This is a genomic window from Flavobacterium psychroterrae (genome assembly GCF_018380615.1).
GTDB lineage: Bacteria > Bacteroidota > Bacteroidia > Flavobacteriales > Flavobacteriaceae > Flavobacterium > Flavobacterium psychroterrae.
This window is the reverse complement of the sequence record NZ_JAGYVZ010000027.1, coordinates 28,316-54,707: the sequence shown is the minus strand read 5'-3', so window position 1 is coordinate 54,707 and position 26,392 is coordinate 28,316. Positions and strand designations below refer to the sequence as shown.

The window sequence follows — 26,392 nt, the reverse complement described above, 5'->3', positions numbered from 1 at the left end:
CGAAAACAGATTTACTAGAAAAATAATTACTTTTACTCATCGTATTTTGTATGTCGAAACACAAATTTACGATTCATTTAAAGAAGCCATCTTTTTGGCTTCTTTTTTTATCGGACAACAATGATTTATAATCTAAGAAAAACGAATTTTCTTTCTAATTAAAATAAAAAAATAAGATTAGCAATAAAGAATTCCTTTTTATTACGAAAATAATTACATTTGTAAGGAATTACAAAACTATACTACAAAATAGATTTGTAAGTCTTATGATCATAATACCACAGTCACATTTAAATCAATTTAAAAACAAATTAATTACCTAACAACCAAATGAAACATTTATTGAGCATTATTTTTATTCTTACTTTATCATTTCAAGGATTTTCACAAAAAAAAACCAAAAAGAAAACAAAACCGAAAACAACAAAAGTTGCACAAAACACAGTTGTAGAAGAAATTTACGTTAAGGAGGAACCATTAACAATTGATACTTTACGCATAACTGCAGGAAAAAAATATGTATTAATAATAGATGTTGATCAATACACGGGACGAAGCAATGTAGATTTGGCAAATCCTGATAATTCTGAGCAAATAGAATTAAAAAAGAATTTCGAAAAAGATCCGTTAGAGATTATAAATATTAGAAAATATACATATGTTATTTTCAACAACAAACAAACTTTAGACATTAGCGTTGATGGTCAGTCGTACAAATCAATTGCATATTGGAGTGGAAAAATGAATGATGCTGTAAAAGTAAGAGAAGGCGCAAAAATGGCAACTGAATTTGTATCAGAACAAGTGGGTGGAAAAAAAGAGTCATCATACGTTATCAATAATCGAAAATATAAAAAAGAAGTTGCTTCGCTGACCAGCAAAAACAAAATTACTGCAAAATCTAAAGAAGTAATGAATGCTGTATTAGCCTCTGTTAATATGCCATTTAGCGACATAAAAGAGGATGATGCTACTATATTTAAGCAACCTAATACAAAAGTAAAAACAATCGATTCGTATATAATCAATAAAAAAGGAAGTAAAATTCCGTTAAAAAGTATTGCATTAAACGAAAACGGGCAACCTTCTATAATTAAATATTTTAACAGAGATGGACAAGAAACCTCTAAAAATATTTATATCTACAAAGATGGAATACTAACTACAATCGTTAAAAATGATCAGGTTTCATATACTATTAATTACGATGATAATAAGATGATATCTACTGAGAATGTTGGAGATGCAAACGAAACAAAAATTACCTGGCTTGAAAATGGCAAACTAATGCAAAAATCGTATACTTTAATGAAAGATGATAAGTTTGCTTACATGAACTCTTTTGCTGAAGAAAAAATGGAAAATAATTGTACTGTGTATTACATTAATAATGTAGTATGGACAAGAAACTGCAGTAGTCAGACAAATGTATTTCCATTTACTCATAAATATACATCTTACCAAAATGGTAGCGTTTTACAATTTAGAAAGTCAAAAATAGAGAAAAAAGGAGATAAAACATTTGAGAAATATTACTCTGAAGCTGAACTGGAAACAGAAAATGACAACTACAAATTCTTTGGAACCTTTCAATTTAATGATCACAATTTAGTAGATAACTACAATTTTACAAAAAGTGATATCAGTCAAACTATCAAAATAGATTATACATATTATCAATAATTTACTTTTAAAATTATAAAAAAAACGTTTTTAAACGCTGTAAATCTCAACAATTTTGCAGCGTTTTTTTATTGATAGTCACGGCGTGCTAACGACTCTGATTCACTTTATTTCTTTACTTTTGATAAGTCGAAAAAACTTCAATAAAATGACACTCCATCAAGATAAATACCTCAATAATTTAAAACTGAAATTCAAAAGTTACGCTTCTATTTCTGAAAAATCATGGCAATTGATTGAAAATATCATCGAAAAAAAATCAGTAAAAAAAGGAGAATTACTTTTAAGAAACGGGCAAATTGCAAAAGAAATTCATTTTATTGGTAAAGGTGCTTTACGAGCTTTTATAACTGATGCAGCAGGAAATATTTACAATAAAAATATTTTTCTTGAAGGAGATTTTGCGGCTTCCACAGTTTCTTTAATTCAGCAAATTCCTTCTGATTTTGCTATTGAAGCGCTCGAAGATTCTATTCTGATAAACATCAATTATAAAAATTATCGCGAATTAATATTTCAGAATGACGATTTAAAAAACTTCTACATTGCTTATCTGGAAAAAAACTGGGTCATTGAAAAAGAACAAAGAGAAATTTCATTAGTTATGGAAAATGCTACTGAAAGATATCTCGATCTATTATCAAAACATCCGGATATTTCAGAGAGAATTACTTTACTTCACATTGCATCACATTTAGGAATTACTCCAACACAATTAAGCCGTATTCGAAAAAGTCTCGAAAAAGATTTGTAAATCAATGTATGTTCTTATCGCTTTGCAGTGAACCATTGGCACTCCTTTCCTATCCTATTCATAACAGTACTATCAAATATTGTAAATCGAAAATTCAAGCTCGCCCAATAAGTTTTGGTACGTAATGATATTTCTAAAAACTGTTTAATGACACACGGATGACACGGATTCGCTAAAGCGAAAACGCGGATAAAAACGGATTTTTTATTCTAATTTATTTAAAGTGAATTTTGTTATACGAATTTAGTTATACGCCCATTTTTGTCATCCTGAGCGAAGTCGAAGGAACGTAAGCAAAGCAAATACTTAATATCATCCGTAGAGTACTGTGAGCACCTTTGACTTCGCTCACCCTGACATAAGCTGTCTAAAATCTTTCTTCTTTGTTTTATCCTCTTTCTTCTAAAATCTAAAAATCAACACTCTAAAATCTAAATCATTCACTTTGTCCTAAATGCCCCTAAAATAGTCTTAAATACATAATCCTACAAAAAAATAAGATTCGTAAGTTTGTAATACATTAACTAATAACCATTTAAAAACAAACCTATGAAAAAAGCAAAAATCATTTTTTGGATTACAACTACTATTATATTCCTGTTTGAAGGCGTTATGCCCGCACTAACTTCGCAAAGTGAAATGGCAAAAGAAGGAATTAAACATTTAGGTTATCCGGAATATTTCGGGAATGCATTGGTTGTTTTTAAAATCCTGGGAGTTTTGATATTGGTTATTCCTCAGATTCCTAAAAATGTAAAAGAATGGGCTTATGCCGGTTTTGGATTTGATTTTATATTCGCCTCAATAAGTCATCTTGCGGTTGACGGAGTTAATTTCCAGTCGTTTTTCCCTCTAATATTTTTGGTGATTTTAGCCATTTCCTATCATTACTATCATAGGATTGAGCGCTATAAAAATATCGCTTTATAATTGTAGAAATATGATCGAAATTTTTAAAACAAATGTTCAGGAAATTGAACAATCGAATATGATTGTGGCGAAACTTCTTGAGCATTTTCCAAACAGCAAAATCAATTTTGATTTGGAAGATTGTGATAAAATTTTGAGAATCCACAGTTTATCGATCTCAAATTCCGTAATTATTGAACTTCTTAATGCTCATGGTTTTCATTGCGAAGTCCTTTTATAATTAAACAATGCAGGTCATAAAACCTCATTTTCAATTTAATATTTTAAAATTTTGAATTTATATTACTAATTATTAAACTATAAAAAATGAACTTACCATCCGGACATCAAACAATAATGCCTTATTTAATTTTAAAAGACGCATCAGAATTTATCGAATTCACAAAAAAAGTTTTCGGCGCAGAAAATTCTAACAAACAAATACGCGACGACGGAACCATAATGCATGCCGAAATTATAGTAAACGGAAGTACAATTATGGTCACAGAAGAAAACCAAGATTGGGCAAAACAAACCTCTAACTTATTTATTTATGTTACTAATGCCGATGAAACATATAAAAAAGCATTAGAAAATGGAGCAACAAACTTAATGGAATTAAGCGATCAGGATTACGGAAGAACTTGCGGAATAACAGATTCTTTTGGAAATGTTTGGTGGATTACATCAATAATTAAATAAGTAAAAACTAAATTATTTATCATGAAAGCCAAACTAAAACAAGAAGTAGAAAATACTTTTGCAGCATTATATCAGACAATTTCGCTTTTTGATCAAAGCAAAATTAATATAATTCCGTTTGAAGGAAGCTGGACTCCCGGACAAGTAGTGAGACATATTATCAAAGCAACATCAGGTTTTAAAAAAGTTTGCGATGGAAATACTAAAAAATTAGAGAATGCAATCGATGAAAAAATTCCTGTTCTAAAAGATATTTTTCTGAATTTCAATACAAAATACGATTCGCCGGACTTTATTTATCCTGAAGATCGTGAATATGATAAAATTGAACTTACTTCCAGACTCCAAAAAATAGAATCAGAAATACTGGATATTGTAGCAAATTATGATTTATCGCTAACCTGTCTGGATTTTGAAATACCCGGAATCGGCACTTTAACCATATATGAGTTAATTAACTTCGCTATTTTCCACACTACAAGACATACGCATCAATTGAAGGTTATTTTTGAGAAATAGTTTTTAGTCTGTGATTATAGTCGCAGTTTTTAGTCTCAGTTTACAACTTGAAACCTTAAACCTGGAACAAAATCTTCAGACCTAAAATAAAAAAAGCGATCCCGTATTTTAAATACAGGATCGCTTTTTTTATATGATTGAAAATTTATTGCTAAACTTTTGTTCTTCCGGTGATTAATGAAATTACTAATAATACCAAAAATATAAAGAATAAAACTTTTGCAATACCAGCAGCTCCAGCGGCAATTCCGCCAAAACCAAAAATTCCGGCTACTATAGCAAGAATTACAAATGTGACAGTCCAACGTAACATAATCTCAGTTTTTTAATTTATAAATGACTTTTTGCAAGTCTTATTTGTTTGTTATTCAAAATTCCATAATTCGTACAAATTCGTTTAACTCTAAACGTTAATTTTTTATCGCAATCAACTAGAAATCAATTTTTTGAGCTACTTTTATAATTCATCATTTTAGTTACAAAATTCCCACATAAAATCTTTAGAGTTAATTTTTTCATCGATTGGATTAATTCTGCCTCCATTCACAAAGTAATTTTATAAAAAATTTAAAAAGCAGATGGTTGTAGAAGGTTACAAATCTTATTGTTACACCATATGAAGAAACAATTTTTGATAAACTAATTACATATTATTACGGTGTTGCCAATTAAAATTGCGGCAGCAAAATTGAATCTTAACGACATAATAAACAGAACTAAAACATACTATCCATGAAAACGATATCAAATAAATCAAAAATAGTTTTTCTATCAACATTCCCTCCAACACAATGTGGAATAGCAACATATACGCAGGATACAATAAAAGGAATTACAGACGTTTATGGTAAATCCATTACTTGCCAGATTTGTGAATTGGTGGATAAACCAAAAACAAATCCAACACAAGCATATACTTTAAACACAAAAAATAAAGAAGAGTATACTAAAGTTGCCCACGAAATCAACAAAGATAAATCGGTAAAATTGGTTCATATTCAACATGAGTTTGGTTTATTTGGAGGAAATTATGGTGACTATTTATTAGATTTTTTGAATGAAGTAAAAAAGCCTTTAACATATACTTTTCATACTGTAATCCCGAATCCTAATAAAGAGCTAAAAACATTTGTAAAACTTTTACTTTCTTATAGCAATTCAGTATTTGTAATGACAAATCAATCAAAAGAAATTTTGATGAGAGATTATGAAATTGCAGACGAAGTTATAACTTGTGTACCTCACGGAACTCACATTGTAATTTATGAAGCTCCACATCAGGCAAAAGAAAAATTCAATATTCAGGATCGTAAAGTATTATCAACTTTTGGTCTTTTAGGCGAAGGAAAAAATATAGAAACCGGTTTACAGGCATTGCCAAAAATCATTGAAAACACACCAAATGCCCTTTATTTGATTATTGGTAAAACACATCCAAACTTAATCATCGACGGTGTTGACTCATATCGTGATAAGCTGCAAGGCATTGTTAATGATTTAAATTTACAAGATAATGTTCGTTTTATAAATGAATATCTGGACACAAATGAACTTTTAAATTACCTAAAAGCGACTGATGTATATTTGTTTACATCAAAAGATCCAAATCAGGCAGTAAGCGGCACTTTTTCGTATGCAATGAGCTGCGCCTGCCCAATTGTAGCTTCAAAAATCCCTCATACTTTAGAAGTATTAACTGAAGATTCAGGAATTTTAGTTGATATCGGGAATGTAGATCAATTTTCAGAAGCAGCCATAAAATTACTTTCAGATGACAATCTAAGAGAAGAAATGGGAATTAATGCTTTTAGAAAAACTCGCGCTTCTTCATGGGAAAATGCAGCAATTACGCACATGAACACGTATCAGGAACTTTTTGAAAATCAGACTGAAGTAAAATATACCTATCCATCAATTCAATTGTCACACATCAAAAAACTGACAACTGATTTAGGAATTATTCAGTTTAGTAAAATTTCAATTCCGGATCTTGAATCAGGATATACATTAGATGATAATGCACGCGCCCTAATTGCGATTTGCATGCATTACAAACTAACAAAGGATAAAGAAGATTTAGCATATATCTTAATTTATTTAGATTTCATCATTCGTTGTCAGCAGCCAAAAGGTGACTTTATCAATTATGTCGACAAAGAAAACCGTGAACACATCGAGCAAAATGCCGAAGTAAACTTAGAAGATTCTAACGCAAGAGCAATCTGGGCATTAGGAACAGTAATTTCACACTCGGATATTTTACCTGAAGCCATTACAAAAAAAGCATCTAAATGTTTATTGAACTCATTAAAATGGGCCGAAAGTATTCAATCTCCACGTTCAATAGGTTTCGCAACAAAAGGATTATATTTATATCACTCAACCGTTCCTAACTTATATGTAGCTGCAATAATTAATAAATTGAATGCAAAATTGCTTTCTAACTATGAAATTCATGCTTCAAGCGACTGGAAATGGTTTGAAAACTCTATGACTTACGGAAATGGTATTTTACCTGAATCCATGCTTTTCGCGTTTTTAGCTACCAATAAACCTATTTATAAAAAAGTAGCCTTAGATTCACTTGACTTTTTAATGTCGAAAATGTTCAATGAAAATAATTTCAAAGTAATTTCAAACAATGGCTGGTTACACAGAAATTCACAATCAGAAGTACATCCTTATGGAGAACAACCTATTGATGTTGCCTACACGATTCATACATTAAATTCATTCTATAGTGCTTTTGGTACGCCGGAGTATAAACAAAAAATGAAGATAGCATTCAACTGGTTTTTAGGAAAAAACCATTTAGGTCAAATTATGTACAACCCAATTAGTGGTGGAGGTTATGACGGACTTGAAAAAGAAAATGTAAACTTAAATCAAGGTGCAGAATCAACAGTTTGTTTCTTAACTGCAAGATTACTAATGGAAAACCTGAAATTAGCCGAAATAAAAGTAATTCCCTTAATGAAACCTAATAAAGGCGAAATTGCTATTAATTCGTAATAAATAAAAATAGATTATTGCTGACCAAAATCTATTGAACCCGGAAAATCCCTTTTTTTTAAAAAGGGATTTTTTGCTTTTGTATATTATGTAAATTCTAAAATTAGCAATGTTTAAATCTTCTAAAACTTTTTACATTTCACTATAAATCATCTCAATAATTAGGAGCTATTTCCCGCTATTCGTTTCAATCTTTTATTTTTTAAAGAAAAAAACAAAAGGATTTGCACTTCTATCAGGGCTAGGAATTTCAGTTTTTATAAGATGTTTACTCTCCTAACAGGTTTCTAAAACCTGTTAGGTATTATTATTTATTTGCCTGTATATTTTTCAAAGTTTTACCACGATCTTGTCAAAACCAGCACAAACCTTTTTAAACCCGCGTCATCCGTGCGCCATTATTACACACATAAAAAGACAGATCCATAAAAAACACCCTAATAATCAGCATTTAACATTTTTGACGTTACGTGGTAATTTTACACTTATTGTGTTTGACTATGTTAATTATATAAACTTCTAAAAAAGTTGTGTAAGATTTTCTTCCTACTTCTAAAGTAATTTTAATCTATAATAATCAAGGGGTATGCAATCTTCTTAAACCGTTGATTTGATGCGATAGATAACTTAAAAAATAGTATTTTGATCCTTACTTTAAAAAATACCTTCACCGAAATAGGAAATGCAACAATGTTTGCAAAGCAGTTTTTTAAAGAGGTTTTTGTTCCTCCTTATGAAACAAAAGAGTTCTTGAAGCAATGTTATGTCATTGGCTATAAATCCTTGCCTCTTGTTGCTATAACCGGTTTTATTATGGGCCTGGTACTTACGCTTCAATCAAGACCAACTTTAGTAAAATTTGGTGCCGAATCATGGTTACCCGGAATGGTTGCACTTTCACTAATCAGAGAAATTGCTCCGGTTATTACAGCGCTAATTTGTGCAGGTAAAATCTCATCAGGAATTGGTGCCGAATTAGGTTCAATGAAAGTTACGGAACAAATTGATGCAATGGAAGTTTCGGCAATAAACCCTTATAATTATTTAGTTGTAACCAGAATATTAGCCTGTACATTAATGGTGCCTATTTTAGTGTTTTTTGCAGATGCTGTAGGGATTATTGGCGGATATGTGGGTATCAATATACATGGAGATGTTAATTTCTACAGATATCTGACACAAATTCTGCAATCATTAGAATTCTTAGATATTATTCCGGCAACGGTTAAAACATTCTTCTTCGGATTTTTTATCGGAATGATTGGATGTTATAAAGGATTTAATGCTTCAAACGGAACTGAAAGTGTTGGAAAAGCAGCGAATTCAGCTGTTGTTACTGCATCGCTAACCATTTTTATTATTGACATGGTCGCTGTTCAAATAACCGATTTATTTTTTTAAGATGATTAAGGAAAAAGAAAATACAGAACCCGTTTCAGATACTAAAAAGCAAGAACCTATGATTGTAATCAAGGACTTGCACAAAACTTTTGGAAAGGATAATAAGATTTTACAAGGCGTAAATCTTACTGTAAACAAAGGCGAAGATTTAGTGATTTTAGGACGTTCCGGATCAGGAAAATCAGTTACTATAAAATGTATTGTAGGTTTAATTGAACCAGACAAAGGCGAAATAAAAGTTTTTGACGAAAACGTACTCAATATCACAAAACCTGAATTGAATGCAATAAGAGTCAGAATTGGATTTTTATTCCAAAGTGGCGCTTTATACGATTCAATGTCGGTTAGAGAAAATTTAGCTTTTACACTAAAAAAGCACAAACGCGATTTAACTCCCGAAGAAGTTGAAAGTGAAATCATGGAAGCTTTGGATAATGTAGGATTAAGCGATGCAATTGATAAAATGCCTTCGGAACTGTCTGGTGGTATGCAAAAAAGAATTGGCTTAGCCAGAACTTTAATCTTAAAACCGGAAATCATTTTATACGATGAACCTACAACTGGATTAGACACCATAACATCAAGGGAAATAAGTGAATTAATTCTTGATATCAAACATAAACGCAAAACGACTTCGATCATTATTACGCATGATATGGCTTGTGCAAAACTTACAGCCGACAGAATCATGGTTTTAAAAGAGGGAGTAATACACGCAGAAGGAACATACGAAGAACTGGAAAAAGATGAAGACGAGTGGGTTCGATCTTTTTTTCAATAATACTAAAAAATAAATAATTAGAAATCATGGATAAGCAATCTGGATATACTTGGAAATTAGGAATGTTTGTAACAATAGGTTTATTGCTTTTTGTAATGGCAATTTACTTTATTGGGAAACAAAAAAATCTTTTTGGTTCAACATTCAATATCACCTCACAGTTCAAAACCGTAAGTGGTTTAGAGGTGGGAAATAATGTTCGTTTTTCAGGAATAAATATCGGAACGGTTGAAGAAATCAGGTTAATAAATGATTCTTCGGTAGTGGTATCAATGGTTATAAAAGATGAAGTTCGTGAATTCATAAAAACTGATGCTCGTGCAAGTATTGGTTCAGATGGGTTAATGGGCGATAAAGTACTTACTATTTCCCCAGGAGTTAAATCTACAAAAGTGGTAGAAAACGGTGGTGCAATTCCATCTGTCAACGGAATTGAGATGCAGGATTTAATGAAAAGCGTTAAAAAAAGTGTTGATAATGCAGCCGTAATAACTGATGAACTTGCCATTTTTAGCCATAGTATGAATAACGGAAACGGTGCTCTTGCAAGATTAGTTCGTGATGACAAAATGGCGAGCAGCGTTTCTAACACACTTTCGAACTTAGAATCAGGTACAAAAGGTTTCAGCGAAAATATGGAAGCAGCAAAAAGCAATTTCTTACTTAAAGGTTACTTCAAGAAAAAAGAGAAAGAAAAAGAAAAGAAAAAAGAGGAAATAAAAGAGCAAAAAGAAGAACAGCAGGAAAAGGCAGAAAAAGCTAAAGAGGAAAAAGCTAAAGAAGATAAGGAGAAAGCTGAAAAAGCCAAAGCTGAAAAAGAAAAAGCAGATAAAAAGGCTAAGGAAGAGAAAGAAAAGCTGGAAAAACAAAAAGCTGAAGATGCTAAAAAAGGAAAATAATTAAACGAACATACCTAACGAATTATTTTAACACATTAGAAACATAGACTACATACTTACATAATTAAGAAGTAAATCCTATGTTTCTATGTGTTAAAATTTGTTTATACATAATCTAATTATGAAAACTTCACATAAAAATATAAGCCTCAAAATTTTAAAAGTAACAGGAATAGTAATAGCAAGTATTTTGCTGTTACTATTTTTGATTCCGCTGCTTTTTCCCGGAACAATAGCTACCGAAGTAAAAAAAATCGCGAATGAGCGTTTAGATACAAAGTTGGATTTTACAAAATCCAGACTTTCGTTTTTTACCCATTTCCCGTCGCTTACAGTTTCGCTTGACGATTTATCACTCACAGGTTCGGCACCATTTAGTAATGATACTTTGCTAAAAGCTGAACAAGTTGCTTTTGGGATCAACTTAAAAACACTGATTTTTGACAACGAAGTGAAAATTAATAAATTATATGTTTCCAAAGCTTTAATTAATATAATGTTGAACCAAAAAGGACAAGCCAATTATAATATTTATGTCGCTCCGGAAGATCGTGACAAAAAACCAGAAGACCCAAATAACCCTGACGAAGGAACCGCAATCAGGTTAGAACGAATTGATCTTGAAGATTGTCATGTAAAATACAACGACCGTTCTGCCAAGATTATGGTCGATGCAAAAGGATTTAATTATGTTGGAAAAGGAAATTTGAGCGAAGATATTTTTGACTTAAAAACCGATGCCAGAATTGATAATGTCGATTTCTATTACAAGCAAACAGCCTATCTAAGACAAAAAGAACTTCGTGCTGATTTAATTACCAGAATTAATACACACGCACTTTCGTTCATTCTTCAAAAAAATGAATTAAGAATCAATAAATTACCTTTAAAATTTACTGGTTTATTTACGATATTAAGAGACGGATATAAAATCAATATTAAAGCCGCATCTGAAAATACAACCCTAAAAGATTTATTTTCAGTAATGCCTCCGGAATATTTAACTTGGATGGACGAAACCGAAATCTCCGGTAAAAGTGATTTGCTTTTTACTTTTAGAGGAAATTATAATGTTGCCAAAAACCAAAAACCGGATCTGGCTTTTAATTTAAAAATTGATGAAGGTGCCATAAATTACCAGAATGCTCCTGCCCCATTAACCGATTTTAAAATGAATCTGAACGCAGTTTTGCCTTCACTTGACATAGAAAAATTATTGGTTAATCTGGATACTTTTAAATTTAAAGTGGGCGAAAAAGATTATTTCACCGCTTATTTAAGAAGTAAAGGTTTTAACGAAATGACCGTTGACGCAAGTGTAAAAGGCGCATTAGATTTAGCCACAGTTGATGCCGCAATAGGTTTAACAAGTCTTGAGTTAAAAGGACTTTTAAAAACCAATATTCAGGCAAAAGGTGTTTTTAGCACTTCAAAAAAATTGTTTCCTAAAACCATTGGCGGAATTGCTTTACATAACGGCTGGCTAAAAACCGACTCGTATCCTAACCCAATCACAGACATCACTTTTGTTGCTAATGTGCTAAACAAAGCCGGAACATTTCAGGATTTGATTGTTGCCGTTGCTCCTGCTTCATTTGTTTTTGAAGGAAATCCGATGTATGTAAATGCTACATTATCAGATTTTAGCGATTTGGCGTATAACGCAAAAATAAAAGGAGAATTGAATGTTGGACGTATTTATCAGGTTTTCTCTCAAAAAGGTCTTGATGTTACGGGCTATGCAAAAGCAGATCTTTCGCTTAAAGGAAAACAAAGCTACGCCACGAAAGGGCAATATGACAAATTGGATAATCGAGGAACTATTGTGTTGAAAAATATAAAAACAACCTCAGAACTTTTCCCGAAAGCCTTTTATATCAAACAGGGAAATTTCCGTTTTCAGAATGAAAAAATGTGGTTTGAAAGATTTGATGCCGCTTACGGAAAATCAGATTTTGCCATCAATGGATATTTGCTGAATACAATCAATTATTTTCTGGAATCACACGGAACTTTAAGCGGAAATTTCAATATGAAATCTAAACTGATTAATGTTGATGAATTTATGGCGCTTAAAAAAGGCGAAAATATTGATCGAAATATCGAAGTGCAATATGCAAGAGAAGATCATCCTAAAATGAGCGGAGTTGTAATTGTGCCTCAAAATTTAAATGTTGCCCTTACCGCAAATGCCGATAAAGTGGAATACAACGGATTAGTTTTAAACAAACTTAACGGTAAAATTGGGATTACAAAAGATGGTTTTTATTTACAAAAAACCACTTTTAATATCATTGATTGTATCGTTGGAGTTGATGCTAATTATAAAGATGAATCACCAACATCAGCACATTTTGATGCTCATTTTACTGCCAAAGATTTTAGTGTTCAACGAGCATACAAAGAAATCCCTATGTTTCATGATATGGTTTCGGCAGCAGAAAAAGCAGAGGGAATTATTTCTGTCGATTATAAAGTCAAAGGAGATCTGGACGGAAATATGGGACCTATATACGAATCTCTTGAAGGTGGCGGAAAAATAAATTTGCGTGATGTAAAAGTCAAAGGATTGAAATTATTTGACGGAATCAGTTCTCAAACCGGACAAAAAGGTTTAGACGATCCTAATTTAAAAGGAATTGAAATCAATTCAACCATTGATAATAACTTAATTAGTATAGAAGATTTCACATTTAGTGTCGCCAGTTTTAGACCAACTATAAAAGGAACAACAAGCTTTGACGGACTTTTAGATTTGCGAATGCGATTAGGATTACCTCCATTTGGTATAGTCGGATTTCCAATTGTTATTACAGGAACGCACGATGCTCCTAAAATTAAAATTTTCAGCAAAACAGGTCAAAAAATTATTGGAGCTGTTTATGATGAAAAAAACAACAAAGTAATTAAGGAAGAAAAAGTAAGTAAACGCAAAAAGTAAATTGAAATGAAATCTAAAAAACAAAAGAAAAGCAGTGCTTTCGAAAAATTTGCGACTCATGTTTCTAAAGCCGCAGGAAGCACCACAGCCTTTATAGGTGCTTTTTTAATTGTAGTTGTATGGGCAATTTCAGGACCTGTTTTCGATTACTCAGAAACCTGGCAATTGGTAATCAATACCGGAACTACAATTATTACTTTCCTGATGGTGTTTTTGATTCAGAAAGCGCAAAACAAAGATTCACTTGCAATTCAATTGAAGTTAAACGAATTAGTAGCTTCAAACGAATATTCCAGTAATAGCTTAGTGGATATTGAAAGTATGACTGAAGAAGAAATGATTATCGTTCAAAAATATTATCACCGACTTAGTGAACTGGCTAAAAAAGATGAAAGCATACGAAATTCACATTCTATTGCCGAAGCCCAGGACCAACATGAGCGCAAAGACAAAAACAGAACTAAATCACGCACCAGAAATATCACCAAAAAATGAAACTACGTTCCTCTGAAACTTTTTGGCCTTTAAAAAGCGCCATGAAATACAGCTATCCATCTATAAACGCAGATCTTAAAACAGAGATCTTAATTATTGGTGGAGGAATTACAGGAGCATTAATCGCTTACCAGTTAATTTCCGAAGGTAAAAAAGTAATATTAGTAGACAAGCGTGACATTGCTAACGGCAGCACAGCCGCAAGTACCGCTTTACTGCAATATGAAATTGATGTTCCACTACATGAACTAATAAAATTGAGAGGACTGGAATGCGCAGTCGATAGTTATACAAATGGTAAAAAAGCCGTCTTTGATTTACGTACTATTATTGATACTATAAAAAGTGACTGCGAGTTTGAGTTTAAAAAAAGCATTTACTATTGCTCCTTAAAAAAAGATATTCCGTTTTTGAGAAACGAATATAAATGCCGAAAAGAACACGGATTTGATGTAAACTGGCTGGAAAGATGGCATCTTGAAAAAATGGGATTAAATGCAATTGCAGCGATAGAGTCAAAAACTGCTGCCGTTATGGATCCTTTCAAACTCGCAAATGATTTAGTTCATTACTGCAAAAAAAAGGGAATGCTTGTTTACGACCGAACAGATATCACATCGATCCAAAATCAAAAGGGAAAAGCTATCGCACACACAGAAAGCAAATTTACCATAACTGCAGATCACATAATTCATTGTACCGGTTATGAAAGTACTGAAACTATAGGTGAAAAAATAGTGGACTTAAAAAGTACTTTTGTAATTGCATCTGAAAGTTTGGAGGTATTGCCAACTGCTTTTAAAAATGCAATTTTTTGGGATACTTCTTCACCCTACTTATATTTTAGGGTTACCAGAGACAACAGGATTATTATGGGCGGTGGTGATGAGGAGTTTAAAGATGCAGCAAAGCGTGATAAACTATTGCCCAAAAAAGAACAATACCTTTTAAGACATTTTAAAAGAAAATTTCCTAATATCGATTTTAAACTAGATTATTCCTGGGCAGGAACTTTTGGAGAAACTAAAGATGGCTTGCCCTATTTCGGTAAACCAGATCCCAATAAAAATGAACATTACGTACTAGGTTTTGGAGGAAACGGAATTACTTTTAGCGTTATAGGAATGAATTCTATTTTAGACTCGATAAACGGCAAAAAAAATCAGGATTTAGAGTATTATCGATTTGGAAGATAAAAGGTTTTACCTTTTTTTAGGTTCAAAGTAACAAAGGCTCAAAGGTTCAAAGGTTGGATTCTTTGAGCCTTTGAACCTTTGAACCTTTGAAGCTCTGTTACTTAATCACCAACTCCATCTGGATATTACAACGTTTATAAGGCGTTGCTAAGCCAAACACTTTCTGGAAACCTAATTTATTATACAAGTTAATTGCCGGTTTTAGGATTGTATTACTTTCCAGGTATATTTTGCTTGCGCCTTGATCTCTGGCACTGTTTACAATTGCCTGACCTAATAAAAAACCAATGTTTTTTCCTTGTGCCTTAGGAGAAACTGCCATTTTTGCCATTTCAAAATCATAGGTTGGATTATTCATTTTGATAAGCGCACAAACTCCCACCGGTTCATTGTGGTACAAAGCCACTAAAATTTTCCCGCCTTTGTCTAAAATATATTCCTGCGGATTATCTAATGCTTTATAATCTGCTTCTTCCATTTCGAAATAAGTCGAAATCCATTCTACGTTTAAGGACTTAAAAGCTTCCAGATATTGAGGTTCAAAATTCACGATTTGCACGTCTTGACTTTCACGTTTTTTCTTTTCTTCGTTGACCCTTTTAAACAATGATTTTTGTTCTAATAAAAATTCCCATTCTTCGAGTGCTGCCCATAGATTATGACTTGATTCTGTAATTAAATTATCAACTGCGGCTTCAACATCTTTCAATTGCAGTTTTAATTCTTCCGAAAATTCTTTGCCTTGCGTTGTCAAACCCACAATATTCCTGCGTTTATCATTGCTTTTTTGGTTATCCTCAACCAAACCTGCAACAATCATTTCCTGCACAATTTTACTTACCGATGGTTGTGAATGGCCAATTTCATTCGCAATTTCTGTAATGGTTATTTCCCTTTCCTGCATTAAGGTATAAAAAACAGGAAACCATTTTGGCATAAAATTCATACCATATGATTCGTATATTTTTGCAGCATCATCAGTAATAACCGCTGTCATTAAACGCAATCGGCTCCCTAAAGCAACCTTTCCCACTTTATTAAAAAATTCCATATATAATCAATTACATAATTAGTTATGCAAATATATTGTTTTTTTAGATACTGAGGTTCTGAGTTGATAAGTTTTTTAGGGACAAAGAGTAAAGAGTAAAGAGTAAAGAGTAAAGAGTAAAGAGTAAAGAGTAAAGAGTAAAGAGTAAAGAGTAAAGAGTAAAGAGTAAAGAGTAAAGAGTAAAGAGTAAAGAGTAAAGAGTAAAGAGTAAAGAATAAAGAGTAAAGAATAAAGAGTAAAGAATAAAGAGTAAAGAATAAAGAGTAAAGAATAAAGAGTAAAGAATAAAGAGTAAAGAATAAAGAGTAAAGAATAAAGAGTAAAGAATAAAGAATAAAGAATAAGAATAAAGAGCAAAGAATAAAGAGTAAAGAGTAAAGAGTAAACAACTATTTGAGTAATGATTTTTTCTTTTAAATAGTATATTCTTTTGCCACAGATTATGGGATTTAAAAAGATTATAAAACCCGCGTAAAATCCGTTTAACCCGTAAAATCCGTGGGCAAATTTTACGCAAAAAAAGAGACGCCCTACTGTGCGCCTCTGAAGACATTTATAATATTTTATATTTATGGCAAAAACCTTTGTCGCTGTGAACCTTTGCAACTTTGAACCTCCTTATGCCGTAATAGCCAACGGATTCAAATTGAATTTATATTCTTTTGGCGAACAATTGAATTTTTCTTTGAAGATTTTTGAGAAATAACTTCTGCTGGTAAAACCTATGCAATAAACGATTTCAGAAATATTTAAGTCTGAAGTCCTGATTAAAATTTCGGCTTTTAAAACGCGCATATGCGTGATATAATCATTTACAGTTCTGTTATGGATCAATTTAAAGCCTTCCTGTAATTTGTTTGGCGATAAACCTGATTTTTTACTTAACGATTTAATCGTAAAAGCTTCTTCAGGATTGGCTTTTATAGCTTCAGAAAGTTCTTTTATTTCTTCCATTTCTCTTAAAGTCAAACAATTTGTTTCTTTAGAAGTGATACATAAATCATCTGTATGTTGTTGAATTTCCATGGCCAGAATAATTCTTAAAATTCCTTCTTTCAATAAATTTCTTACGATTCCGGTTTGTGTAATAGCATTTAATTGTTCAATTTTCTCAGCAATTTTCAAATTGTATGAACCTATATAAAAGAAATCCTGAGCAGCATTATTTTCAAAGAAAGTATCTTTTACTTTTTGGTTTAAGGAATGCATTTGTTTTTCATCAGAATTTTGCGTTCCTACGATAATCAAAGTCAGTTGTGTATTTTTTCCTCTTTCAAAAAACAATACATTATCCTGTTTTTCTTTTGAAGTTACAATTGCTGTCTGAAAAGTTTTAAACGCTCTTTCCTCGCCTGTAACACCAAAACTGTGCGATAAATTTCCTTTAGAACAATAAGCAAAATATATTGGTGATGATTTTGAATTTAAAATATCCATGCGAACATCAACAGAAAAAGTCATGTCAAATTGAACATATGAAATATTATCATTGAAAGAAGCACCAATTATAGAACCTTTCGCAAAACCATTATTCGTTTCTAAAGTATATTCGTCTAAATCAAAAGTTACATTTCCTCCAAAGTTTGTATTTAACTCTTCAAAAATATTTTGAGTTTTTTCTGTATTTATAGTAACTATTTTCATTTTGCCAGGATTTAAATTTAACTTGATTTGATATAGATTTTACAAAAATAAATTCCGTTTTATGGGATACGGATTTCTAAAAATCTACGATTCAAAGTTCGTTCAGAAGTACAGCAAAAATGTTATATAATTTTTCTAAATTGTTTTATAATTACTTCGGGATAATTATTTTAAGCCTTACATTCTTTATCTTAACTATTGCAAATAATAATTTATATGAAAAGTTTTTCTTTCCCACCCATATCAAATAGCGATGCTACTATTCTAATTTTAGGCACAATGCCCGGAACAAAGTCGTTAGAACTGAATCAATATTATGGACATAATCAGAATAATTTCTGGAAATTCATGTTTTCTATCTTTAATGAAGATTTCACAACTGATTACGAAACTAAAAAAGCACTTTTGCAAAAAAACAAAATTGCCGTTTGGGATGTTTTACAATTCTGCGATCGCGTTGGAAGTTTAGACAGCGCCATAAAAAATGAAATCGCAAATGATTTTGAAACGTTTCTTGAAAAACATCCTAATATTAAAACCATTTTGTTTAACGGGCAGGCTGCGGCAGCTTTCTTTAAAAAATATGTTCACTTAAAAAAAACATATCAAATTGTGACTTTGCCATCAACAAGTCCGGCAAATGCAAGTAAAACATATCAGTCAAAGTTAGAGGAATGGAAGATTATAGCATCTTTATAATAGTAAAAAACAGCAAATAATTTCGAAAATTCTATTTTATCCTTAAAATGCCGAATTGAAGTAAAGTTGAAATCCTATAACATTTAATCTTAAAAATATAACAACTTTCTTACAACAGAAATCTATTTTTACATAAACAAAATTAAGCCATGAAAATGAATCATGAAATTGAGGCTTTTTTTAAATATTTAGATATTACTAAGAAAACTTTAATTAGTTTAATTATAAAGGGAACATTGGTTATGTTAGTTTATTTTTGAAAAAAAGCTATTCTATTTTTTAGGATAGCTTTTGTTTTTTTATACCCATTTAAATTCAAACAATTATGAAAATTCAAACCTATTACAATCATATACGATTTTATACACCGCATCATTTTGTGTATTATCCTATTCTAATTATTTTTTTATCTTCAAGTATTTACTTTGCCTTCACAACAAATGATGCATTAATCTGGTCGTTTATAAGTGTTGGTTTTATATTCTTGTTTTGCCTTGCTTTTATGTTACGTCAGCATTATTCGCTAATTCTTCAAAACCGAATTGTGCGCCTAGAACTCCGTTATCGCTATTTTACCCTTACCGGAAAAAGACTTGAAGAATTTGAATATAAATTAACTGATGATCAAATATTTGCCCTCCGTTTTGCGCCAGATAATGAGATACTTCCGCTTATAGAAGATGCGCTAAAAAATAACTTAACCGGTGATGCGATCAAAAAAGCAATCGTACACTGGAAAGGTGATTATAACAGGGTTTAATAAATGCCAATAGCAATTTAAAAAAGCAATTTTTAATTACTTGTTTTTCTTTTAAAATTAAACAAAACATAAATTAAAAAACCAATCAGCCACATTATTACAATAACACCAAAATAAATTGCAATAATAGATTCATGTAGATAATTTGGCTTGTAAAAAAGTCTTTCTAAAGTGGTGAATTTTTCTGCCAAAGCCTTTCTGTCGAAATTATTTCTGATTTCGTTCAGCACTTCATTATTATGATTTTTAAAATACTCAACATCTTTTGCAAGATCTTTAGGAGCAATATTACTTTCGATTTTATATTTTTTAAATAGCGTATCTAATTTTTTGAAATTAGAGACTAAAGAATCTGGTTTGTACTTATAAATCAGCTTGTAACGATTTACCGCAGCATCATATTGCTGTTGCTCTACCGGAATGCCGTTTACGGGTTTATACAACGATTTATTTTCCAGAAATACGCAAATATCACCATCGTATCTCGGATTAACTTCCTGTCCTTTATAAATAATTTCAGTACTGTCTTTAACGATTTTTTTTGAGATAATCCTTTTCTTAAGTTCTTCGGTACCAAAACCAATATCACCTAAAAACGAACTGGTTACGGTCGAAACTTTATCTAAATCAGTGGTTAGCATTTTTAAGGTATCAATACTATAATACGTACTTTCGGTAATATAATTTTGATCTGAAATCAAAGTACTGTCAACAACTTCAATGACCGGATATGGTTTTGGGTATAAAATATTAAGCGGATTAAACAATTTCTCAGAACTGTAAGAAGTATAATTATATAAAAACGGATTCAAAACATTCAGTAGCGTTTTATCCTTATTAAACTCTTTTTCAGATAATTCCGACTTCAATTTTGCATTTAGTCCAAAACTATAACTCACAAAAAAAGAAAAACTCAAAAAGGAAATCAGCAATAATAATCCACCAATTTTTAGCAATTTCCCAAAAGAATAATTTTGTCTGGAATGATTTTTAAGTAAAAAAATCAAAAAGAAAAGCAAAAATAATCCACTTACAAAAAAGTGCGAAATTGAGACATCATCATAAAATTTAAACCTGTAAAACTCAGTATAAATATCAATATTCCCAATTCCTTCAAACCTAAAATAGCCATATGCAAAGTAGCCAAAATGAATAAATAATAGGATGACGAAAGATTTTACGAAGAAGTTCTTTAATTTTTTATCCATGTTTTGTTTTGAAAAGTTACTCTCAAATATAAAGAATCTTTTTTTTAAGTTAATGTCAAAAGTCAATTTCAAAAATCAATGTCAATTTCAAAAATCAAATGTCAATTTCAAGAATCAATATCAATTCAAAAATCAAATGTCAATGTCAATTCAAAAATCAATGTCAATTTCAAAAATCAAAAGTCAAATATTAATGTCAATTATCCCAATATGATATAATCTAAAAATTGAAATTTGATATTGCAATTGAAATTTGACATTGTAATTGTAATTGAAATTTGACATTGACATTGTAATTGACTCTTGAATTTACTGATTATCAACGTTATTACAAAAACAATAACAAGAAAAAACTCAATATGTATGTTTTTTTTGCTAACTTTAAATGTTTCAATTTATCAATAAATCTAAAAATAAGTCTCATGAAAAAATTATTTTATTTTTTGATTGCTTCTCTTTTCTCTATCACAATTCAGGCTCAGACTATTGCTGAAATTCCTGAAGAAAAGATATTACCTGCTTTAGAAAACAATTCTAATTTGTTACCTCAAGATTACGATGCAGGAGATTTACCCTGGCACGGACGACGTTTTAAATTTACCGCTGGTGTATTTTTTCCTTCAAATAATACACAAGTTGAAGTAGGAAGCAATAATGGTAATTTTGGAAATATGATTGATTTTGAAAAAGATTTGGGATTTAAGAAACATACCACTTCGTTTACCGGAGCATTTGAATGGAGAATTTCAAGACGATCAAGATTTGGCGCAGAATATTTTTATTTAAAACGAACATCAACTAAAACACTTCAAAAAGAAATAGAATTTGGCAATCATACTTATCCTGTAAATGCAACAGTTTCGGCATTTATGGACAATCAAATCTATCGTATTACATATGGATATGCCTTTATCTCAAAGCCTAAGTATGAAATTGGTGCACTTATAGGTTCGCACATTATGCTGGCAGACGTGGGCTTAAAACTTGAAGGAGCCACAGCAGAAATAGAATACAGAGATGATTTTGATTTTACTGCCCCACTTCCCGATCTTGGACTTTGGACAGAAGTTGTTTTAGCAAAAAAATGGGGGCTTTATGCAAATGTCAATTATTTTGCCCTTAAAGTTAATGATATTGACGGACGCATTTGGAGTTATAATTTATCTGTATTATTTAATGTTTATGAAAATCTTAGCCTAACCGCTGGTTACACCGGATTAAACATTAGGGTTGATGCTGAAAGAGAAAAACTTAACGGATATTTTAAATGGGGATATAATGGTCCAACTATTACCGCAACTTATGCCTTTGGGAATCACGTTAAATTTTATAAACATTAAAGGAGTTTTAATCCTATAAGTTCACAGAAGTGATTATAAGTTTTGGTTGTGACTGTCAAAGATTTTTTATTTCAATCCAATGCTCGCATTTTTATCATCCTGATTTCTATGATCAAACAAATCTTCTTGATACGTGATTTGGTTTTTATTTCTCGCAGATTTTGCAGATTGTGCAGATTTTTATTTTGACAATTACTGCCGTCCTGAGCAAAATCGAAGGAAACGCAAGAAATTCCGCAAAAGGTTATATAGGAATTCAACTATGTAAGAATTCAACATAGAACTTATAATCACTTCTATGAACTTACATGGTTAAAAAAATAAACCCGTTAACTTTTACAGCTATCGGGTTCATTGCTCAAACTCAACTTAAACTTAACTCAAAATAAACTAAAACTTATTTCTCAATTGGAGTAAATTTTATAGCTGTTCCTCCGCCAGCTGCTAATTTCAGATCTAATATTGTTTTGTTATTTACCTTTTGTTTTGAAATCGTAACCGGATATGGATTCGTTTTATAATTTGCTCCTGCCCCATCTGCATAAACTTCGGCTTCGTACTCTTTTCCGGTATCTAAAAATGATAAATCAACTTTAAGGTTTCTTGCAGCACTGTTTGTGATAGAACCTAAATACCAGTTTTTCTCGTCCCAGTCTTTACGAACAATTGTTGTGTACTCACCTATTTTAGAATCCAGCACTTTTGTATCAGACCAAGTACACGGAACCTCTTTTATAAACTGAAATTCCGGTTTTCCTTCGTAATTCTCCGGTAAGTCTGATGCCATTTGCAACGGACTAAAAATAATCACATATAACGCCAATTGATTTGCTAAAGTAGTTTGTACTCTTGCTCCTGAAGGTGTTTTATAATCAAAATTGAAATTTCCCGGTGTATAATCAAAAGGACCGGAAAGCATTCTTGTAAAAGGCAAAGTCGTTAAATGTTCCGGAGTATTTCCTCCATCTACAGACCATGCATTGTATTCCTGACCTCTTCCGCCTTCCTGCGTCATAAAGTTGGGGTAAGTACGTTGCAATCCTGTTCCTTTAATAGGTTCGTGATTGTCGATCATGATATGATATTTAGCCGCTGTTTCCATTACTTTTCTATAATGGCGTGCTCCGTATTGGCTATCGTGCCATTCTTTTTTATCCAGATATTTATTTACGTAACCCGTTTTTACGGTATTTACGCCCATTTTTTGATACAATTTAAAAGCATCTTCCAACTGACTTTCATAATGTTTTGTTGCTCCGGCAGTTTCGTGATGTCCTATTAACCGAACATTTTTTATGGCGGCATATTTAGTAATTTCTTCCAGATTAAAATCAGGATATGCTTTTACAAAACTAAACGAAGATCCATCAGCAGTCCAGTCGCCGTCCCAGCCTTCGTTCCAGCCTTCTACAAGAACTCCGTCTAAATTGTTTTTTGCAGCAAAATCTATGTATTCTTTGGTGTTTTTAGTCGTTGCGCCATGTTTTGGACCTTGTCCCCAAGTGAATTTTTCCAGATGCATTCCCCACCAGATTCCAATATATTTTGAAGGCGTAATCCACGAAAGATCTTCAATTTTTGAAGGTTCATTTAAATTTAGCATAATAGTCGAAGTCGCCACTTCGCCCGGAGTTTTCCCCACAACAATAGTTCTCCACGGAGTTTTAAAAGGCGTTTGAGCATATACTTTTACACCATTTTTCCACGGCACTAATTCGCTTTTGTATTGTTTATCATTTGTTTTTAGTAACGTCATTGAAGTAAAATCCGTTAAGTTGGCTTCATGAATTGCCACAAATAATTTTTCTTTGGTTTCAAAAGTTGCCGGCGTATTTATCGTATCGGTTTTACTTGTTGGCGTTTTGCGATACGTACTTTCATAATAACTATTTTCGCGATGTACGGGAATCCACCAAACGTCATTATTTGATTTGAAAGTAAATTGCGTAATCTCGTTTGCTATTTCGACTTTATCTAGATGGGACTGTTTCGGGAATTCATATCGAAATCCAACACCATCATCAAATACCCTGAAAATAATATCAACCAAACGCTCCTCGCCTTTTGATTCTTTCAAATGAACAATTAATTCGGTGTGATGATCTCTCACTTTTTTGAATTCTCCCCACGGTTGTTCCCATGTTTCATCTGCTGATTTTTCTTCGGTGGAAACCACTTCAAAACCTTCTGTCATTTTTTGGATGCCTTTAAATTCAAATCCTAATAAAGAGGGTTCTATTACCGATTTTCCATTAGCCGTAAAACTATATTGCGGCTGACCTGAAGCAGTTAATTCAAAAACTAATTCGGTATTTTTTCCGGGAGAACTTATTTTGTATGTTTTTTTAGTACCAGAACTGCAAGCGTAAATCAATATCGACGCTAAAGCGATTAAACAGTATCTATATTTTATGTTTTTCATTATCTAATTGTATTAATTACAACTCTTATTTAATTTCGTTTAATAACTGTTTTGCTTTTGCTGGCTGCATGGAAACAAAATAATTAAAAGCCTGATCTAATTGTTTCTGGGCATCGGCATTACCTTTCTTTTCTGTTCGCAGATTGTACATTTTACTGATATCCGGAAAAACAGTTTCGGTGCTTTTTACGCCCGCAAATGCTTTTACTTTTTCAATGTAACTGTAACCAAATTCCACTGTTGGTTCAAACATTGTCCCTTCGCCAAAGTCATTCCAAGTGATTAATTGCAGGAAGTTTAGATTTGCATTTTTAGCAAGGGAAAGTGTTTCGTCAAGAGTAGCTCCGTTGTTGGGTTCTATTGTCCAGCCAATTGCTGCTCCGCCACCACCTTCGGCATAAAAATCTTTAAATCCGGGATAAGCGCTTCCCATTGCAACGGCAAGTTTTGGCTTTGTATTGGTATAAAAATTAGTGAGATACGTACTGTTTTTATACACCCACGCATATTCTCCCGAAGCATTTTCTCCCGCTTCAACTGATTGATCCCAAAGGGTTAAAAAAGTAGGTTTTGTGGTTAACGTATTAAAAACGTTTGTCCATTCGGCTGGGGTTTGCAATACAATTGGTCCAAAATTCAGCAACAATGGTTTTCCGTTTACTTTGATGTAAATTTTATCATCAAAATAATTTTTTTCCAAATAAGCCAAGTCGGTTTTTGCTGCGCTGGTAACAGATATTGCTTTTCCGGCGCTTACTACATTGGTTAAAATTCTGTCTTCGTAAACTATGGCATATTCCAGACCAACTTTGTCCAGCATTGCGATAAGCTGTTCTGTATTTTCTTTTACCATTCTGTAATCATTGACATCATAAGTGCCGTACCAATCGATTAAAACTCCATCGATTCCTGAATATTTCATCAATAATAAATGATTTTCGATCACATTTTTATCGCCTGAATGATAAGGACCAATTAGCGGATAATAATACGACGCAATTTCTCTGCGATTGTTGGCGCCTATGTTGTTTGGATTTTTGTTTGCCATTGTCCAGTGATATCCCCATTTTTTATCGGCACTACTTTCATTGGTTTCAAACCAAGGCATATAATGAACGTAAATTTTGGTGCTATTTGTTTTTTCAATCGCAACAGGCTGAATTGTTTCTTGTTCTGTAGGCTGATCTGAATTTTTATCATCGCTGCTACAACCCGCAACGACTAAAATATTCATAATCCCAAAAAACAATAATGTGATAGATCTTTTCATATTGATGTGTTGTTTGTTTTATTTTTTTTGCTACAGATTAAAATGATTAGAAAGATTTTTTTTTAATTATTTCACGCAGATTTATTGTAATTATATCAAAACCAAATCTGCTTTAATCTGCTAAATCTGCGTGAAACTTTTTTTAATTATTTTAATCTTCTAATCTGTGGCTAAAATTATTTCACGCAGATTTAAATTGATTTAAGCAGATTCTGCATAAAAAATAATCTGCTTAATCTGCCTAATCTGCGAGAGAAATTTTTTAATCTTCCAATCTTTGGCAAAATTATTTCACGCAGATTTAAATTGATTCAAGCAGATTCTGCAGATTTATTTACTCTAATACATCAAAATTAAATCTGCTTTAATCTGTAAAATCTGCGTGAAACTTTTTTTAAATCATTTTAATCCTTTAATCTGTGGCTAAAATTATTTCTCGCAGATTTAAATTGATTTAGGCAGATTCTGCAGATTTATTTATTCTAATACATCAAAATTAAATCTGCTTTAATCTGCTAAATCTGCGTGAAACTTTTTTAAATCATTTTAATCCTTTAATCTGTGGCTAAATTTTTTCTCGCAGATTTAAATTGATTTAAGCAGATTCTGCAGATTTATTTATTCTAATACATCAAAATTAAATCTGCTTTAATCTGTAAAATCTGCGTGAAACTTTTTTTAATCATTTTAATCTTCTAATCTGTGG

Annotated in this window: 22 protein-coding genes; 16 read left to right on the top strand and 6 right to left on the bottom strand. The window is 31.7% G+C overall.

The features are described from left to right. Positions 1–330: 330 nt before the first annotated feature. The 6 genes from KHA90_RS21325 to KHA90_RS21300 all read left to right on the top strand — a co-directional run bounded on the left by KHA90_RS21325 (position 331) and on the right by KHA90_RS21300 (position 4,567). Positions 331–1,683, top strand: coding sequence for a hypothetical protein (locus KHA90_RS21325; RefSeq protein WP_213306308.1), 1,353 nt, complete (start codon positions 331–333; stop codon positions 1,681–1,683). 148 nt (positions 1,684–1,831) lie between these two features. Beyond that, complete coding sequence (locus tag KHA90_RS21320; RefSeq protein ID WP_213306305.1) at positions 1,832–2,437, top strand: Crp/Fnr family transcriptional regulator; 606 nt, start codon at positions 1,832–1,834, stop codon at positions 2,435–2,437. Between the two features lie 549 nt (positions 2,438–2,986). Beyond that, positions 2,987–3,367, top strand: a complete 381-nt coding sequence (locus tag KHA90_RS21315; protein WP_213306302.1) for a DoxX family protein — start codon at positions 2,987–2,989, stop codon at positions 3,365–3,367. A 10-nt stretch (positions 3,368–3,377) separates the two neighbouring features. After that, the gene (locus tag KHA90_RS21310; RefSeq protein WP_213306299.1) at positions 3,378–3,587 is read left to right on the top strand and encodes a hypothetical protein; all 210 of its coding nucleotides are present in this window, start codon (positions 3,378–3,380) and stop codon (positions 3,585–3,587) included. Positions 3,588–3,673: 86 nt separating this feature from the next. Continuing rightward, positions 3,674–4,048 carry a VOC family protein gene (locus KHA90_RS21305; RefSeq protein WP_213306296.1) on the top strand — a complete coding sequence of 125 codons (375 nt, stop codon included), beginning with the start codon at positions 3,674–3,676 and terminating at the stop codon, positions 4,046–4,048. Positions 4,049–4,069: 21 nt separating this feature from the next. Further along, the gene (locus tag KHA90_RS21300; protein WP_213306294.1) at positions 4,070–4,567 is read left to right on the top strand and encodes a DinB family protein; all 498 of its coding nucleotides are present in this window, start codon (positions 4,070–4,072) and stop codon (positions 4,565–4,567) included. Between the two features lie 151 nt (positions 4,568–4,718). Here the strand turns inward: KHA90_RS21300 and KHA90_RS21295 are convergent, their stop codons facing one another. Then, the gene (locus KHA90_RS21295; RefSeq protein ID WP_213306292.1) at positions 4,719–4,880 is read right to left on the bottom strand and encodes a DUF1328 family protein; all 162 of its coding nucleotides are present in this window, start codon (positions 4,878–4,880) and stop codon (positions 4,719–4,721) included. A 419-nt stretch (positions 4,881–5,299) separates the two neighbouring features. Here KHA90_RS21295 and KHA90_RS21290 point away from each other — a divergent pair, with 419 nt between their 5' ends. The 7 genes from KHA90_RS21290 (at position 5,300) to KHA90_RS21260 (ending at position 15,292) form a co-directional block, all read left to right on the top strand. Further along, complete coding sequence (locus tag KHA90_RS21290; protein ID WP_213306288.1) at positions 5,300–7,579, top strand: glycosyltransferase; 2,280 nt, start codon at positions 5,300–5,302, stop codon at positions 7,577–7,579. A 642-nt stretch (positions 7,580–8,221) separates the two neighbouring features. After that, positions 8,222–8,980: an MlaE family ABC transporter permease gene (locus KHA90_RS21285; protein ID WP_213306285.1), complete on the top strand. Its 759-nt coding sequence runs from the start codon at positions 8,222–8,224 to the stop codon at positions 8,978–8,980. A gap of 1 nt (position 8,981) precedes the next feature. Next, positions 8,982–9,761: an ABC transporter ATP-binding protein gene (locus KHA90_RS21280; protein WP_213306282.1), complete on the top strand. Its 780-nt coding sequence runs from the start codon at positions 8,982–8,984 to the stop codon at positions 9,759–9,761. Between the two features lie 26 nt (positions 9,762–9,787). Further along, positions 9,788–10,660 carry an MlaD family protein gene (locus KHA90_RS21275; protein WP_213306267.1) on the top strand — a complete coding sequence of 291 codons (873 nt, stop codon included), beginning with the start codon at positions 9,788–9,790 and terminating at the stop codon, positions 10,658–10,660. A 121-nt stretch (positions 10,661–10,781) separates the two neighbouring features. Next, entirely contained in the window at positions 10,782–13,601 is a 2,820-nt protein-coding gene (locus tag KHA90_RS21270; RefSeq protein WP_213306254.1) for an AsmA family protein, read from the top strand. 6 nt (positions 13,602–13,607) lie between these two features. Then, on the top strand, positions 13,608–14,096 hold the full coding sequence (locus KHA90_RS21265) for a low affinity iron permease family protein (protein ID WP_213306252.1): 489 nt from the start codon (positions 13,608–13,610) through the stop codon (positions 14,094–14,096). Continuing rightward, the gene (locus tag KHA90_RS21260; protein WP_213306249.1) at positions 14,093–15,292 is read left to right on the top strand and encodes an NAD(P)/FAD-dependent oxidoreductase; all 1,200 of its coding nucleotides are present in this window, start codon (positions 14,093–14,095) and stop codon (positions 15,290–15,292) included. Before KHA90_RS21265 ends, KHA90_RS21260 begins: the two co-directional genes overlap by 4 nt. A gap of 97 nt (positions 15,293–15,389) precedes the next feature. Here the strand turns inward: KHA90_RS21260 and KHA90_RS21255 are convergent, their stop codons facing one another. Then, entirely contained in the window at positions 15,390–16,343 is a 954-nt protein-coding gene (locus KHA90_RS21255) for a bifunctional helix-turn-helix transcriptional regulator/GNAT family N-acetyltransferase (RefSeq protein ID WP_213306245.1), read from the bottom strand. Between the two features lie 618 nt (positions 16,344–16,961). After that, on the bottom strand, positions 16,962–17,987 hold the full coding sequence (locus tag KHA90_RS21250; protein WP_213306242.1) for a helix-turn-helix domain-containing protein: 1,026 nt from the start codon (positions 17,985–17,987) through the stop codon (positions 16,962–16,964). A gap of 216 nt (positions 17,988–18,203) precedes the next feature. Here KHA90_RS21250 and KHA90_RS21245 point away from each other — a divergent pair, with 216 nt between their 5' ends. Continuing rightward, a complete protein-coding gene (locus KHA90_RS21245; protein WP_213306240.1) occupies positions 18,204–18,686 on the top strand; it encodes a DNA-deoxyinosine glycosylase in 483 nt (160 codons plus the stop codon). A 325-nt stretch (positions 18,687–19,011) separates the two neighbouring features. Continuing rightward, complete coding sequence (locus KHA90_RS21240; protein ID WP_213306237.1) at positions 19,012–19,446, top strand: DUF6526 family protein; 435 nt, start codon at positions 19,012–19,014, stop codon at positions 19,444–19,446. A gap of 32 nt (positions 19,447–19,478) precedes the next feature. Here the strand turns inward: KHA90_RS21240 and KHA90_RS21235 are convergent, their stop codons facing one another. Continuing rightward, on the bottom strand, positions 19,479–20,654 hold the full coding sequence (locus KHA90_RS21235) for a hypothetical protein (protein ID WP_213306234.1): 1,176 nt from the start codon (positions 20,652–20,654) through the stop codon (positions 19,479–19,481). Positions 20,655–21,076: 422 nt separating this feature from the next. Here KHA90_RS21235 and KHA90_RS21230 point away from each other — a divergent pair, with 422 nt between their 5' ends. Beyond that, positions 21,077–21,994, top strand: a complete 918-nt coding sequence (locus KHA90_RS21230; RefSeq protein WP_213306231.1) for a hypothetical protein — start codon at positions 21,077–21,079, stop codon at positions 21,992–21,994. Positions 21,995–22,391: 397 nt separating this feature from the next. On the opposite strand, the gene KHA90_RS21225 is transcribed toward KHA90_RS21230, so the two are convergent. Together KHA90_RS21225 and KHA90_RS21220 are read right to left on the bottom strand one after the other, a co-directional pair. After that, positions 22,392–24,416 carry a glycoside hydrolase family 97 protein gene (locus KHA90_RS21225; protein ID WP_213306228.1) on the bottom strand — a complete coding sequence of 675 codons (2,025 nt, stop codon included), beginning with the start codon at positions 24,414–24,416 and terminating at the stop codon, positions 22,392–22,394. Between the two features lie 25 nt (positions 24,417–24,441). Continuing rightward, a complete protein-coding gene (locus tag KHA90_RS21220; RefSeq protein WP_213306215.1) occupies positions 24,442–25,686 on the bottom strand; it encodes a glycoside hydrolase family 71/99-like protein in 1,245 nt (414 codons plus the stop codon). Positions 25,687–26,392: the final 706 nt, after the last annotated feature.

Excerpts from the sequence above, each read along its gene's own strand:
- KHA90_RS21280 (WP_213306282.1), top strand. The coding sequence starts at position 8,982 with ATGATTAAGGAAAAAGAAAATACAGAACCCGTTTCAGATACTAAAAAG.
- KHA90_RS21320 (WP_213306305.1), top strand. The coding sequence starts at position 1,832 with ATGACACTCCATCAAGATAAATACCTCAATAATTTAAAACTGAAATTC.
- KHA90_RS21315 (WP_213306302.1), top strand. The coding sequence starts at position 2,987 with ATGAAAAAAGCAAAAATCATTTTTTGGATTACAACTACTATTATATTC.
- KHA90_RS21225 (WP_213306228.1), bottom strand. The coding sequence starts at position 24,416 with ATGAAAAACATAAAATATAGATACTGTTTAATCGCTTTAGCGTCGATA.
- KHA90_RS21275 (WP_213306267.1), top strand. The coding sequence starts at position 9,788 with ATGGATAAGCAATCTGGATATACTTGGAAATTAGGAATGTTTGTAACA.
- KHA90_RS21250 (WP_213306242.1), bottom strand. The coding sequence starts at position 17,987 with ATGAAAATAGTTACTATAAATACAGAAAAAACTCAAAATATTTTTGAA.
- KHA90_RS21310 (WP_213306299.1), top strand. The coding sequence starts at position 3,378 with ATGATCGAAATTTTTAAAACAAATGTTCAGGAAATTGAACAATCGAAT.
- KHA90_RS21235 (WP_213306234.1), bottom strand. The coding sequence starts at position 20,654 with ATGGATAAAAAATTAAAGAACTTCTTCGTAAAATCTTTCGTCATCCTA.
- KHA90_RS21270 (WP_213306254.1), top strand. The coding sequence starts at position 10,782 with ATGAAAACTTCACATAAAAATATAAGCCTCAAAATTTTAAAAGTAACA.
- KHA90_RS21325 (WP_213306308.1), top strand. The coding sequence starts at position 331 with ATGAAACATTTATTGAGCATTATTTTTATTCTTACTTTATCATTTCAA.
- KHA90_RS21290 (WP_213306288.1), top strand. The coding sequence starts at position 5,300 with ATGAAAACGATATCAAATAAATCAAAAATAGTTTTTCTATCAACATTC.
- KHA90_RS21260 (WP_213306249.1), top strand. The coding sequence starts at position 14,093 with ATGAAACTACGTTCCTCTGAAACTTTTTGGCCTTTAAAAAGCGCCATG.
- KHA90_RS21240 (WP_213306237.1), top strand. The coding sequence starts at position 19,012 with ATGAAAATTCAAACCTATTACAATCATATACGATTTTATACACCGCAT.
- KHA90_RS21255 (WP_213306245.1), bottom strand. The coding sequence starts at position 16,343 with ATGGAATTTTTTAATAAAGTGGGAAAGGTTGCTTTAGGGAGCCGATTG.
- KHA90_RS21305 (WP_213306296.1), top strand. The coding sequence starts at position 3,674 with ATGAACTTACCATCCGGACATCAAACAATAATGCCTTATTTAATTTTA.
- KHA90_RS21265 (WP_213306252.1), top strand. The coding sequence starts at position 13,608 with ATGAAATCTAAAAAACAAAAGAAAAGCAGTGCTTTCGAAAAATTTGCG.
- KHA90_RS21295 (WP_213306292.1), bottom strand. The coding sequence starts at position 4,880 with ATGTTACGTTGGACTGTCACATTTGTAATTCTTGCTATAGTAGCCGGA.
- KHA90_RS21220 (WP_213306215.1), bottom strand. The coding sequence starts at position 25,686 with ATGAAAAGATCTATCACATTATTGTTTTTTGGGATTATGAATATTTTA.
- KHA90_RS21230 (WP_213306231.1), top strand. The coding sequence starts at position 21,077 with ATGAAAAAATTATTTTATTTTTTGATTGCTTCTCTTTTCTCTATCACA.
- KHA90_RS21300 (WP_213306294.1), top strand. The coding sequence starts at position 4,070 with ATGAAAGCCAAACTAAAACAAGAAGTAGAAAATACTTTTGCAGCATTA.
- KHA90_RS21245 (WP_213306240.1), top strand. The coding sequence starts at position 18,204 with ATGAAAAGTTTTTCTTTCCCACCCATATCAAATAGCGATGCTACTATT.